This window comes from Sphingopyxis lindanitolerans, from assembly GCF_002993885.1.
Classification (GTDB): domain Bacteria; phylum Pseudomonadota; class Alphaproteobacteria; order Sphingomonadales; family Sphingomonadaceae; genus Sphingopyxis; species Sphingopyxis lindanitolerans.
The window spans coordinates 3,955,177-3,967,892 of record NZ_CM009578.1; the positions used below are offsets into that span (position 1 = coordinate 3,955,177).

General features: G+C 61.1%; 14 protein-coding genes and 2 pseudogenes. 12 read left to right on the forward strand and 4 right to left on the reverse strand.

Annotated features, from left to right (window positions below; genetic code table 11):
* The first annotated feature begins 35 nt into the window (after positions 1–35).
* From CVO77_RS18700 to CVO77_RS18720, 5 genes are all read left to right on the forward strand, one after another.
* Positions 36–1,283, forward strand: coding sequence for an MFS transporter (locus tag CVO77_RS18700; protein ID WP_106000366.1), 1,248 nt, complete (start codon positions 36–38; stop codon positions 1,281–1,283).
* A 149-nt stretch (positions 1,284–1,432) separates the two neighbouring features.
* Positions 1,433–2,665 (forward strand): acyl-CoA dehydrogenase family protein, encoded by a 1,233-nt coding sequence (locus CVO77_RS18705; RefSeq protein ID WP_106000367.1) that lies wholly within the window; start codon positions 1,433–1,435, stop codon positions 2,663–2,665.
* A 22-nt stretch (positions 2,666–2,687) separates the two neighbouring features.
* Positions 2,688–3,230 (forward strand): SRPBCC family protein, encoded by a 543-nt coding sequence (locus CVO77_RS18710; protein ID WP_158258133.1) that lies wholly within the window; start codon positions 2,688–2,690, stop codon positions 3,228–3,230.
* A 41-nt stretch (positions 3,231–3,271) separates the two neighbouring features.
* Positions 3,272–4,198 (forward strand): alpha/beta hydrolase, encoded by a 927-nt coding sequence (locus tag CVO77_RS18715; RefSeq protein WP_106000369.1) that lies wholly within the window; start codon positions 3,272–3,274, stop codon positions 4,196–4,198.
* Between the two features lies 1 nt (position 4,199).
* On the forward strand, positions 4,200–4,811 hold the full coding sequence (locus CVO77_RS18720; protein WP_106000370.1) for a YciI family protein: 612 nt from the start codon (positions 4,200–4,202) through the stop codon (positions 4,809–4,811).
* Positions 4,812–5,319: 508 nt separating this feature from the next.
* On the opposite strand, the pseudogene CVO77_RS18725 reads toward CVO77_RS18720, so the two are convergent.
* A pseudogene (locus CVO77_RS18725) lies at positions 5,320–6,038 on the reverse strand (IS91 family transposase); the annotation flags it as partial.
* 358 nt (positions 6,039–6,396) lie between these two features.
* On the opposite strand from CVO77_RS18725, the gene CVO77_RS18730 reads away from it, so the two are divergent.
* The 7 genes and pseudogenes from CVO77_RS18730 to CVO77_RS21735 all read left to right on the forward strand — a co-directional run.
* Complete coding sequence (locus tag CVO77_RS18730; protein ID WP_106000371.1) at positions 6,397–7,875, forward strand: PAS domain S-box protein; 1,479 nt, start codon at positions 6,397–6,399, stop codon at positions 7,873–7,875.
* Positions 7,876–7,999: 124 nt separating this feature from the next.
* Complete coding sequence (locus tag CVO77_RS18735; RefSeq protein WP_106000372.1) at positions 8,000–8,182, forward strand: CsbD family protein; 183 nt, start codon at positions 8,000–8,002, stop codon at positions 8,180–8,182.
* A 4-nt stretch (positions 8,183–8,186) separates the two neighbouring features.
* Positions 8,187–8,498: a hypothetical protein gene (locus tag CVO77_RS18740; protein ID WP_158258134.1), complete on the forward strand. Its 312-nt coding sequence runs from the start codon at positions 8,187–8,189 to the stop codon at positions 8,496–8,498.
* Positions 8,488–8,748: a hypothetical protein gene (locus CVO77_RS18745; RefSeq protein ID WP_242446012.1), complete on the forward strand. Its 261-nt coding sequence runs from the start codon at positions 8,488–8,490 to the stop codon at positions 8,746–8,748. The genes CVO77_RS18740 and CVO77_RS18745 overlap by 11 nt, the downstream gene beginning before the upstream one ends.
* An 11-nt stretch (positions 8,749–8,759) precedes the next feature.
* Positions 8,760–9,116 (forward strand): hypothetical protein, encoded by a 357-nt coding sequence (locus tag CVO77_RS18750; RefSeq protein WP_146130907.1) that lies wholly within the window; start codon positions 8,760–8,762, stop codon positions 9,114–9,116.
* Positions 9,117–9,181: 65 nt separating this feature from the next.
* Positions 9,182–9,451, forward strand: coding sequence for a GlsB/YeaQ/YmgE family stress response membrane protein (locus tag CVO77_RS18755; RefSeq protein ID WP_106000375.1), 270 nt, complete (start codon positions 9,182–9,184; stop codon positions 9,449–9,451).
* A gap of 191 nt (positions 9,452–9,642) precedes the next feature.
* Positions 9,643–10,002, forward strand: a pseudogene (locus CVO77_RS21735) (catalase); the annotation flags it as partial.
* A gap of 424 nt (positions 10,003–10,426) precedes the next feature.
* Here CVO77_RS21735 and CVO77_RS21095 read toward each other — a convergent pair.
* The 3 genes from CVO77_RS21095 to sciP form a co-directional block, all read right to left on the reverse strand.
* A complete protein-coding gene (locus CVO77_RS21095) occupies positions 10,427–11,542 on the reverse strand; it encodes a hypothetical protein (RefSeq protein ID WP_146130908.1) in 1,116 nt (371 codons plus the stop codon).
* A gap of 48 nt (positions 11,543–11,590) precedes the next feature.
* Positions 11,591–12,127, reverse strand: a complete 537-nt coding sequence (locus CVO77_RS18770) for a hypothetical protein (RefSeq protein ID WP_146130909.1) — start codon at positions 12,125–12,127, stop codon at positions 11,591–11,593.
* 149 nt (positions 12,128–12,276) lie between these two features.
* Complete coding sequence (gene sciP, locus CVO77_RS18775; RefSeq protein ID WP_106000378.1) at positions 12,277–12,564, reverse strand: CtrA inhibitor SciP; 288 nt, start codon at positions 12,562–12,564, stop codon at positions 12,277–12,279.
* Positions 12,565–12,716: the final 152 nt, after the last annotated feature.

Sequence of the window (12,716 nt, forward strand, 5' to 3'; positions counted from 1 at the left end):
CGCCGGCCAACCATTTCCGAGTAGGGTGGTGGTCAATGCTGAAGAGCGACGATCCAGGCGCGGTTCGGCGTGAATGGAAACAGAATTGGGGGACGCTACTCGCCTGCTTTGCCGGAACTGCTGCCTCGATCACCCATATTCCCACCTTTGGCATCCTTCTCCCTTCCATTCACCGGGAATATGGATGGTCGGTTTCGGAGATCACCGCGGGAATGGTGATTCTGGCCACTGTCAGCCTCATAGCTTCCGGCTTTGTTGGCGCCGCCGTGGATCGTTTTGGTTCACGGCGGATCGGACTGGCCGGGCTGTTTCTCTATTATGGGGCATTCGCGCTACTGGCTACCACTGGCCCTTCGATTATCAACTGGTGGTTATTGTGGCTGCTGCTCGGCGTCGGCTTCAGTTGCACCACGACAACGGTATGGGCTCCTGCGGTTGCGAGCCGGTTCCACGCCAGCCGTGGGTTGGCGATTGCCGTGATGCTGTGCGGGACCGGCGTGTCGATGGCGGTCATGCCTCTTGTTGCGACCGTCCTACTCGAAAATTATGGCTGGCGCGGCGCGCTGGTGGGCTGCTCGGCGATCGTCGCAGCCTCTTCGATACCGCTTGTTGCTCTTTTCCTTCGCGACCGTCCGGATAACAGGTCAGCAGCCTGCGCCGATCAATCGCTAGATCGTGTCGCGCATAGGGGGCTTACTGTACGTGAGGCGGTGCGATCGTGGATTTATATCCGGATCGCGATCAGTGCCCTGGCCTTTACCATCGCCTCGCTGGCACTCGTCGTTCATTTCGTTCCCATCCTCCGCGAAGGCGGCATGGCGCCGGAGGCCGCCGCGGCTGCGGCTGGGGCGATCGGCCTGGCCGCGATCGTCGGTCGGCTCACTGCGGGATCGTTGCTCGACCATATACGCGTCCGCTATATTGCGGTGGTCTGTTTCGGCCTCCCGTCGGTGGCTTGCGGCCTGTTGCTGGCCGATCCCGGACCCGTTGCGGCGATCGGGATCGGCATATTGATCGGTTTCTCCAGCGGATCGGAACTGGATATCGTCGCCTATGCCGCGACCCGTTATTTCGGACTGCGCAATATCAGTACCATCTACGGGATTCTCGTCGGCATGATCACATTTGCCGCCGGCGTGGGACCATTTCTATCCAGCGTCATGTTCGACATTTTTGGCGGCTATGACCATTTGATTCTGTTCGTGATCCCTTTCTTCCTCTTGGGCTCGGTGCTGATGGGGTCATTGCCACCCTATCCGCGCTGGGATGGCGTGCGCGCATGAGACGCCACGGCGGCAACATATTCGCCTTGAAGAATTGTTCCAAATGGTACATAAATCTTGCGGACAAGCTGCAAGAGGCGCCCGCAGCCGGGCCTTTTCCAGCGACTGGCTTATTGCCCGGAACATGAGCCGGGACGCGGAGAGACGACATGTCGCTTTCAAATAGCATAAGGGAATCGCGGGCCGGCGCAGCCGCTGGAGTCGCGCCGGTATTCCGGGGCCCGGAAGCGTTGCTCGATGCACTCCGCCCGATAACAAAGCAGATCGCCGAGCGTGCCGAAGAGATCGAAACCGCGCGTACGTTTCCAGCGGATTTATATCGGCAGATCGATGCGACCGGCTTTTTCCGGATGGCGCTTCATCCGAAATATGGTGGTGCGGGATATCGCTTGCAGGATGCGGTCGCGATCATCGAGGAGATCGGCCGCGCCGATGGATCGACGGCATGGAGCATGATGCTGGGAAGCGAGGTCCACATCGCCTGGACACGCTTTCCCGACGAGTTTTTGCAGGAGGTATATTCCGGTCTGACACCGCCAATGTCACGCGCCGCGCTGACTCCGCGCGGCAAGATGACGAAGGTCGATGGCGGCTATCTTCTCGATGGCCAATGGCCACTAGCGAGCGGGTCATACCCGACCCAGTGGTTTCTCGTGAACAGCCTTGTCACCGACGCCGAGGGCCGTCCGGTTGCGAACGCAGATGGCATTATCGAACCCAAGATCGCGGCGGTTCCTACATCCGAAATTGAAATTCTCGATACATGGCATTCGATGGGCCTCCGCTCGACCGAAAGCCACGATATCCGGCTCAACAATTATTTCGTCTCCGAAAGCCGCACGGCTTATGCCAGTATCACCCGTCCTGAAGCGGGGCCGCTTGGCCGGATTGCTTTGAACGCGGCGCTCGGCACCTTCCACCTCGGCGTCGTCTTGGGGATTGCCCGCGGCATGCTCGACGAGTTGGCGGATTCGGCCAAGTTGCGCAAGCCAATCTATACCCCCACGCGTTTCCTCGCCGAAAGCCCGCTGTTCCAGAAACGATATGCCGCGATGGAAATTCGGCTGGCGGCCGCACGGGCCTTCGTCCTCAGTGAGGCGGAGGGATTATGGGACCGCGCGAACAGGGGCGAGGCGATAACAACGCCGATGAACGTTCGTCATCGTTCAATGGTCGCATACGTCCACCAGGAATGCCTGGCGATCGCCAACGAGGTTTTCTCCGACGCCGGGACGGCGTCACTTTATGCCGGCTCGTCGATGCAGCGGCGCTTTCGCGACATGCGCTCCGCCTGCCAGCATATCATCGCCGGGACCGACGTTTTTCAGCCGTACGGCGCCATTTTGCTCGATCAGGAGATCGAGTCGCACATCCGAGTTTAGTTTTTATTTTCAGGAGGATAAATTGAGCGACAACAGCACTTCGGTCACCGCGGCGTGGATTTCCTCGGCGCCGCTCGACACACTTTTCGAACTTGTCCGCGATCAGTCGACATGGGTCAGTTGGACCGACATCCAGTCGCTGGAAATAGAAAGCGTCGGCGATGCAGGGCCGAATAGCGTCGGCGCGGTTCGCAAAATCATCGGGGCCAGCGGCACGGAAATCCGCGAGCGCATTGCCGAGGTCGCGGAGGGCAAGCGCGTCCGTTATGAATTGCTGAGCGGGCTTCCGGTCGTCAAATATGAGGGCCTGACCGAATTCCAGGCCGTACCCGACGGCCGAACGCTCGTCCGCTGGACCTCGACCTTTGCGGCTGAAACGCCTGAACTCACCGCAGAACTTTCGGTGTTTCTCGGACGCCTCGTTCGCAAGATGGTGCGCCAGGTCGCGCTGGCAGCGCAAATTCCTGCCCTGCTCAATCGTCCGGTGCGCAAGCCGCACAGTCCGCTCTCCAGCGGCAAGCATGTCATCATGCATGACCTGCCACGATATCAGCGGCTCTATTGAGCCGCGCGGCCAGATCCATTCCTTATCCCTAGGAGCCCAATATGCCCCTCCACCCCGAAGCGGTCGCGTTTCTTGAAAAGATGGCCGACGTGCCCGATCCGACCGACGAAAATCTGGAATTATTCCGCGGCGGCGCCGCGACGCTGATCGCCACGGGTGAACGGGCTGATCTTTGTGACGTCATCGACCGGACGATTGCTGGGGGCGATAGGCAGGACATGGGGGTCCGCATCTATGTCCCGCGCGAGGAAGGACCCTTGCCGGTTATCCTTTGGGTGCATGGCGGGTCGTTCGTTCGCGGCACGCTCGACATGTTCGACGCCGGACGCCGCGATTTCGCCCATCAGAGCAAATGCGTGATTGTGGCCGTCGACCAGCGCCTGTCGCCCGAAGCGCAGTTCCCCGCGCCGCTGGAGGATGCCTACGCCGCGCTTATATGGACAGCGGGGCATATGAAGGAATTCAAGGGCGATCCCGCATTGCTCGGCGTCGGTGGCGAAAGTAGCGGCGGTAGCCCGGCGGCCGCATTGCCATTCCTCGCGCACGAACGCGGTGGACCAAAGATCGCGTTCCAGGTTTTGGCGAACCCGCTGCTTGATGCGACGCTGTCGAGCCCGTCCGTCGATGAACTCGCCACTGGATATTTCCTCACCAAGGCGCAGCTCGACTGGTGCTATGAAAAATATGCACCGGGCGAAAAACGAAAATCGCCGCTCGTCTCACCCGCCCTGCAGGCCGATTTCTCGACTACCGTGCCGGCGGCGATCGTTACGACGGAATATGACCCCGTGCGCGACGATGGCGAGCGCTTCGCCGAAAGTCTGCGTCGAGCGAATGTTCCCGTCTACCTCGAACGGATCCTAGGCCATGTGCACCATTTCGGGGGCGCTGACCGCACGCCGGCACTCTTGCGGCTTCTCAATGCGCTGCTGAGCGATCTGCGCGCCGTGCAAGCGAAAGGAGCCTAGAATGCTGCTCGTCGCGATCTGTGCCGATAGCGCCGCAGCAGAGGCGCTTCGCCCCGTACTTCTCGCCGCGCATGGTCAATATCTGCTATCGCTGGAGTCTCTGCGTTTCTCGGCCCCGCTCGCTCGTCGCGACGACGCGCTCTTTTCGGGTGAGGGGATCGAAAGCAGCGTCATCATCCTTGAAGGAAGCGCCTGGCCACAGCTGGTCGAAACGCTGTTGGCCGACCCCTATGCAGTGGGCGGCGTATGGGCAAAGATCGGCCTTTATGAAATGCCGCACCCTCCTGTGCTGTCGCCCGGAGAGTTTCTCGTCGATTTGACGCGCGACGGTCGGTGGTACTTGAAGCTGTTTTCTGGGTCCTCCGTCGATACCGGAGCGCTGAAGCTGGTTTATCGGGATGGCTGGGCTGGAACGACCACCTCTGCTTCGTCCACTAAAGTTGTGGGTCCGCTGGAGGTTGGTGGATGGAGCGGGATGAGTATTGCCGCTGCGGCGGACATGTCGACCGCTTTAAATTCGGTATCCGCCGCCGACGTGGCCTGTGTGACAGGCGGCGTATCATCGACGCTTGCCGTGCCCGTCGCTGCCGGCAGTTGGACAAAGCGTCCTTAACGCGCGTCATCTGCCAAATCTCGGATGCCGTCGCAGCATCCGAGACACAGCGCTTCGAACCGTTGAATAACGTCCGTGTCCTCCAGGCCATGATTTTGTCCGTGCCACCTATCACCCCGCCGCCAATGCACTTGGGGAATGTCAGCGGGACGAGCCAACGCGCAATGACCGCTTTCGCCATTTTCGAACCAAATCCGGACTGGCTGTAAGCGTTTAGAGTTTCGGACGCCGACAGGCGTCGGAAAGTCGGCGATGCCCGATCCGCGGGGGTCATGGGCTGAGCTATGGGGAAAGCGATTTTGCGAAGATCGTGAGGTAGCCAGGTGCTGCCCAAAAGCAGACATGCGCGATAGCGGACTGTCTGGATTTAGGTCGCGAAAGCGGGCGCCGAAAAGCGGACGGGCCGATTTTTTTATAGCGCCGTCTGCTTTTGGGCAGCACCGGCGCGAGCAGGTCCGCTTCCAGGGACGGGTGTGCCCTAGGCGTGTCTGCGTCAAGCCGTGCCGGGTCACGGCGCCTGTATCCCGGATGGGAGCGCTGTCCGGCGCGGCGCGCGGGGTTGATAGCGGCGCTCGAAGACCTCGATGATGATCATGGTGCCGCCGCAACACGGACAGGTTGGGTGGGCCTCGAGCTCATCGGGCGGATCCTCGGCTGGTGGGGGTGCGACGCAAAGCAGGCGGCGCGTGCGTTCGAGATGGTCCTTGCGCCTGGCGCTGGCGAGCAGACCATAGTGGCGCATCCTGTGGAATCCGCGCGGCAGGGCGTGAAGGAGGAAGCGGCGGATGAACTCGTCGGCGGCGATGGTCATGACCTGCTGCCGTCCGGCACCGGACTTGCGGTAGTCCTTGTACCGGAAGGTGACCCCGGCCTCGTCGAAGCGGAGAAGCCGGCTGTTCGATATGGCGACCCGGTGGGTGTAGCACGCGAGATAGGCGAGCACGGCCTCGGACCCGGCGAACGGCGGCTTGGCATAGACGACCAGCGCTTCTTGCGAACGGGCGAGAGGTGCCGCAGGAATGCACGCCGGTCGGCGAACTGCGTCATGCCGCCGAAAAAGCTGAGCCTGCCGGCATCGTGGAGGGCGAGCAGGCGAGTGATGAACAGGCGGCGGAAGAGGGCGCCGAGCACGCGGACCGGAAGGAGGAATGCGGGGCGCGCCGATATCCAGCGTGTCCCATCGCGCAATATGCCGCCGCCGGGCACGATCATGTGGATGTGGGGATGCCCGAAATCTGCCGTTCGCGCATGTCGGAACAGGGTGTAAGCGAAGCGCCTCAGATCCGTCGAAGGCGCCAGCTCAGATTGAGCTCGAAAGCCGCCTTTCGCCGCGCTGGGTAGTACGGGGATCAGCCAGGATTCTGCCGGTTGATTACCTGATCCAACATCGACGCTTGTCGCCAAGCCGTTGCGGCGCGTAAGATTGGTCAGCTAATAAAAGGTCGTGAATCGCGGCTCGAACTGGGCAGATATCTGAACCACGCAAGGGGACCCTGGAGGTGATAGATACCGGCATGATATCGCGCTGCACAGCCGGACGATTTTCTATATTTCATTACGTTAAGAACGTACCGGGACATCCGGTTTGACCTCGCTTCGCAGCCAGTCGGTCGATCTTGATCGCCTTCGCCAAATCGTGGCCAGCCTCTCGGAAGGTGTCATCCTGATCGGAGAGAAGGGCGACATAGTTTGGGCGAATGACACGGCGCTGCGCATTCATGGCATTGAGAATGTCGGGGCGCTCGGCGGCGACGCCGCAGGATATCGCAAGCGCTTCCAGCTCCGCTATCGCAACAATCATCTTCTCGCCAAGGGCGACTATCCGCTTGCGCGCGTTGTCGCGGGCGAGGAATTTTCGGAAGTCGTCGTCGAGGTTACGCCGGCCGCGGAGGAGGAGCCGCGCTGGATTCATCAGGTCCGCAGCCTGGTACTGGCCGACAAGAATGGCAAACCCGACCTGTTAGTGCTGGTCGTGCAGGACGTGTCGCTGCGTTACGAGGCCGAGCAGCGCTTCGAGCAGACATTCAACGTCAATCCCGCTCCCGCGGTCATCTGCCGCCTGTCGGACCATCGCTATGTGAAGGTCAATCCGGGGTTTCTTGACCTGACCGGCTACACCCGCGACGAAGTGCTCGGCCAATCGCTCTACGATATCGACGTGCTCCAGGACGCGTCCGATCTCGAGACGGCCAAGGAACGGCTGCGCGAGGGGAAGACGATCCCACAGATGCAGGCCGACCTTTCGTTACCCGACGGCGGCCGCAAGCTCGTCATCGTCGCGGGCCAGCCGATCGACCTCGACGAGCAGCCCTGCATGCTCTTTTCCTTCGCCGATCTGGAGCCGCGGCGGCAGGCGGAGAACGAGCTTCGCCACAGCGAGGAACGGTTCGTGAAGACCTTCCGCCTCGCGCCCATCGGGATGGCGATCACCATCCAGGAAAGCCATTGCCTGTGCGACGTCAACGATGCCTTCCACCAGCTCACCGGCTATTCGGGCGACGAGGTCATGGGGAAAAACATGGCCGAACTCAAGCTGTGGGAGCCGGCGTCGTTCCTCAAGGATGCCGAGGGTATGCTGGCCGGGCGCAGCGGCTTTCGCGGACGCGATGCGCGCATCCGCACCGAGGACGGCGGGTTCGTCGATTGCCTGATCTCCGCCGAAGTCATTCCGCTTCATAACGACATGTGCGTGCTGTGGGTGATCCAGGATATCCATGAGCGCCGGCACAGCGAACTCGAACTGATCACCGCGATCGAAGCGGTGATGAAGGACACCAACTGGTTCAGCCGCACGGTAGTTGAAAAGCTCGCCAATCTGCGCGCCCCGCACGCGCATGCCGCACCGGTGGAGGTCAGCGAACTCACCCGCCGCGAGAAGGAGGTGCTGAGCCTGCTCTGCGAAGGCCGCGACGATGCGGCGATCGCGAAGGGTATGGGCGTGTCGCGCAACACGCTGCGCAACCATATCGCGCGCGTCTATCAAAAGATCGGCGTCAATCGCCGGGCGGCCGCGATCCTGTGGGCCCGCGAGCGCGGTTTCCCGCTCACCCGGCCTATCCGCTAAGACGCAACTAGTCCCGCACTACCAGACGATTTGGTGCTTCTGCATCTTTGCCGATTGCCCAGCGCCGCTCAAATGGAGCCCGTGCCGCCGCTTGTGGTGAGCGGCGCCTGTAAAGGAGGTGGTCATGGACAATAATCGCATCAAGGGCGGGGCCAAGAAGGTCAAGGGCTCGATCAAGGAAGCCGCGGGCAAGATCACCGGCGACCATTCGCTCGAAGCCGAAGGCATCGCGGAAAAGGCCGCCGGCACGGTGCAGTCCGCCGCCGGAAAGGCAGTCGACAAGGTGCGTGACGCTACCCGCAAATGATCCGATGACCGGCGCTGCCTGTTCGGTAGCGCCGGCCGATCCTCCCGATCACCCAAGAGGTTTTCATATGCCCACCGCAGAAGAGGATATCGCCTATTACAGGCGTCGGATCGACGCTTGCTCTGAGCAAGCGAGGCGAGCCGAATATGTGTCGGCGCGCCGCGCTCACGAGGGCCTGGCTCGACTCTACCGGGAAAAACTCGTCGCTCTCGGCGTCGATTTGGCGGCGAGCGACGAACAGGATGCCGTGGAGTTGGGAGCGGTCCGGGAGGCTGCCGATAAGGCGTCGTCACGGAGCACGCCCGGTGAGCTTTAACCAGCTCGATCCGGCGATCCCCGTCCATGTCCTGGGCAAGGGCGATGGCTATGCCTTTGCGATGATCGATTATGGTCAGGAACATAATCTGATCTGGGTCACCGCCATCGACGAGACCGGCGAAATCTGGTGCGCACCGAACCCGAAAGTGCGCCTGCAGCCCAATTGGTCGATGGAGCGCACGTCATGGCGGAATGACGAAGATGGCCCCGACCGCAGCACGACGAACGGTGATGCGCTGCCGTCATGAAGGAGGTTGCTATGATGAAAAATGCCTGTTTTGGAGCAATGGCGCTGTTGCTGATCCTCAGTGGCTGTGAAGGCCCGCAGGCGAAGGTCGGCGCCGAAAAGGACAAGATCGCTGCGGAGGCGGCAGGCCAGACCTATTCGGGCGACGGACCCAGCGAGCGCATCGGCGCCGCGCGGGACCGTGCTGCCGACGCGGCAAGAGAGGCGCGCGAGGCGGCGGCCGTCGGTCTCGAGCGACAGGGGGACAGCCTTCGCCGCCAGGCCGATGTCCAGGCCGAACAGCTCGAGCAAAAGGCCAAGGCTATCCGCAAGGATGCCGATGAACGCGCCGACGCCTTCCACATGCAGGCGGAAGCGCAGCGCAAATAAGGCATGGCGCCGCATCCGGCCAAATTCAACTCACCCGCATAATCATTGAAGCAAGGAATCACATCATGGGTATCATCATTCTTCTAGTCGTCGGCGGTATCATCGGTTGGCTGGCGAGCATCGTCATGCACACCGATGGCCAGCAGGGCATTTTCCTGAATATCGTCGTCGGCATCGTTGGTTCGGTGCTGTCAGGGTGGATCGTCACGCCGCTCATCGGCGGTCTTCCCATCACGTCGGGTGCCTTTGACGCCCGCTCGCTGCTTGTGTCCTTCGTCGGCGCGTTGATTCTGCTGGCGATCGTCAACCTGATCCGAAGAAACTCGGTTCGGTGAAGAGGGAGGTCGGCCCGGCCGGGCGGAAATCCTGGCTGCGCCGCCCGCGGCCGGAGTGAGTCAACTGTGCGCTCGCCCGGGAATTATAAGACCATCGCAATCATAAATAGAGGAGAGGCTTCGCGACCAAAGTGTCCCCATCATCCCCCGCCGTGGACAATGCCCTGCAGGATCACCCACCGGGTGCCGGCGTGACCGATATCGAGAATGTCAACGGCAACGGCGGCGAGCTTCATCAGAATGTGGCACCTGACGGCGAGGACGCCGGAACGTCCTTTCTGACCGACAATTTCGGCCACCGCATCGCCGACAATCAGAACAGCCTCAAGGCAGGCGAACGCGGCCCGACCTTGCTGGAAGATTTCGTTCTCCGCGAGAAAATCTTTCATTTCGACCATGAGCGTATTCCCGAACGCATCGTCCATGCGCGCGGATCGGGCGCGCATGGCGTGTTCGAATGCACCAAGGCTATTCCCGGTCTGACCAAGGCGTCGATCTTTCAGAAGGCGGGCGGCACCTGCCCGGTCTTTACAGAAGAGAAGGCTGCGGCGAAGGCTTGAAGAAAATCAAGCTGAAGGGTTGAGCTTGAAGGCGTAACGGCACATCGGAGGAAGCTCGCGATTGTCGGCGGCGGTCCGGTCAGACTCTGTCCGTTCTTCTCGCCGCCGCGTTAGCGAGCGGTGCCCAATCAAGTGGAGCCGGACGTCCGAACCATGATCTTGTCTCATTCCGACTTTCAGCGCGGTAGGATAGAAAGCTCAACCCGGCTCCGACCTTTCGTCTTCGTTAGGTAAAGGAGTCGGTCCGCTTCGGATAATAGAGGCGATGCTGGCATTGCCTTGGCCGCTTGCGAATGCGATCTCGGAGGCCCGTACGATCGCGGGTCACCTTGCCGGCTGCATCGAAATCGATGCATTGATCGGCGTCTGGTGCCAAACCGTCGAGCGTCACCCGGAAACGTGCAGGCTTTACCCGTTAGCGCCGACTATCTACCGCGATCCAGTTTGTTTCCCAGGTCGCCCCGGCATCGGCCGAAAACGCTTGTTCAAAGCGCACGGAGTTCGGCCTGATTTCCGAGATCAAGAAGCGAACAAGGACGGTACGATCATTGACGCTATCCACGCAGTAGAAAACGCCGCGACCTTTTTCGTCGAATGTGCCGGTAACCGGCGACGTAAGGAGCCCGCTACGGACATTCGCGAAGTTGAGCGTCCATTGCCGTGCCTTGGGATTGTAGAGCCGAAGCGAGAGCCCCTCGATCTTACCGGATGGCCCTTCGACCGAAAGTTCGACAAGATTGGCGCGGCCGCCCAGCAATGCCCGAACCTCGCTGGCGCCGCGATATTCAACCCACCGCGTCGACCCGGTCAGGGGTTCGGGAAGATATCGCAACTGCGTCGTCCAGCTTCCGACTTCCCAATCCAAATCATGGCTTCCGTCACGCAACTCTGACGCGGTTGGTGGCGCTGTCTGTCCGAACCCCGGTGCGGGACAACCGAACGACGAACCGGTTATGGCAAGCACGCCTGCTATGTGTGTCAGCCATGGCTTCATCGGACGATCTCCTTGTCGGATACGGGCACAACGATGATTGAACAGGCCGACCGCCCGAATTCGAAGACGATGAGCCCCCAGATGGCGAAAGCCGGGCTCAACATGGCTGCAATGAACGGCATGGGCCGGACCTTCGCCAATATTGCTTCCGGTGAGAGATCGCGAGGCTCTCGCTTCATTCAATACAAAAGCCGTGCAAGCATGAAGGCGATCAGCAAACCGCCCGGCCAAAGCGATGATTGCCACTCTCGCGACGTTGCGAAATGGAATCCCGAAAAATTGGCGAGCGATGGCGAGCGATATCGCATAAATGAAAGGAATCTGACGCTTCAGTGCGCCATAGCGGGTCCGCAACATCGCCCTGCCATCATCGGTCGCCGCTTCCCCAGCGGTGGTAAATCGATTCCACCAGATGCGCGAGGCCGGCCACATGCAATGTTCTTCGTTCGCAAAGATTAAGGAAAACTTGCCCGCATTCTTGCCAGAAGCGTTGCGACCCTGAAAGGTGACACCGTTGCCGAAGGGGATATCGCGCACGGCGGCACCGTTCGCTGTTCGACCTTGTGGCGTCGGACGGCGTCGCTATCAAAATGCCATCACCATCGCGATGGTCCCCGCCCCAATGACCAGCAACAAGGCGGCGCGCGCGCCATATCGACGGGTTGTCGCGAATAGCCGCGCGCCGATCGGCGAACCGTCGTCGATATGGAGGTTGTCGATATCAATCGAGTGATGATCCCGCTGCCGCAAAAATGATGGCGGCGAGGCAATGTCCGGTCCGCCGATTCCGCTTGCAAGAGCGAGTTTTTCGAAAGCGATCGCCATCTTCTCATCCCGGAGAGTTTTGGCGATTGTCCGGTGCCGCGGATCATCCGTACCGCCGGGCAGGTCCATCAACACCCGCTCAGCTTCGGCATCGAGCGCATGAAGGCGGTCGATCGTTTCCATGGCGCCCATCCGGTCCCCGCGCTCGAACGCCAGTTGCAGCCGCATCAGCGACATGATGCCAGCCCGGAAAAACTGGAGGCTCAAGGCGACATCGCCGGGCGGGGTCGCGGGCAGGTCCGGCGGGAAGTCGCGAGCGCCAGGAGGGGCACCATGCGGTGTCGAAACGGCGTTCACATTTGCACTCCTGCATTTTCAACCACCCCCATCTTGGACTAGCTGCAATGTGGCGGTGCAAGGAGTCCCGATCGGACCACCCGTGACGAGGATGCGCCGGACGCTGTAAATCGAGCGAGGCGACGCCCGAAGCGTAGCGCCGAACGCTTCTAATCCATAAATCGCTCGCGGTAGTGCTGAACCCGCGTCGCGCGCAATCCCGGCACGCCGACCCGTTCGAACATTCGTTGCCAGGTCGCGAGTTCCTCATGACTCATGCGATAGCGCCAACAGGCATCATCGGCGGTCAGCAGGCCGCCTTCGACCGCCGCGACAACCTGCGCCTTGCGGCGACTTACCCAGCGCGTCGTGTTGGGTGGTGGCAGATCATCCAGCGTCAATTGCTCGCCTATCGGGTCTTGCACAGACGCCGGACGAAATCTCTGATTTTCAAGCACTCGACTCTCCGGTCGCGCGGCAGATGCCGCTATTGTGCCCCCTCGCTTTTCGCAACGATACAACCGTGATCGAGCCCGGTTAACAAATGCTTCGTGCAAGGCTCGCGATGCGGCGAGCCGTTTGCCACATGGTGTTGGACTGAGTTCGAGAG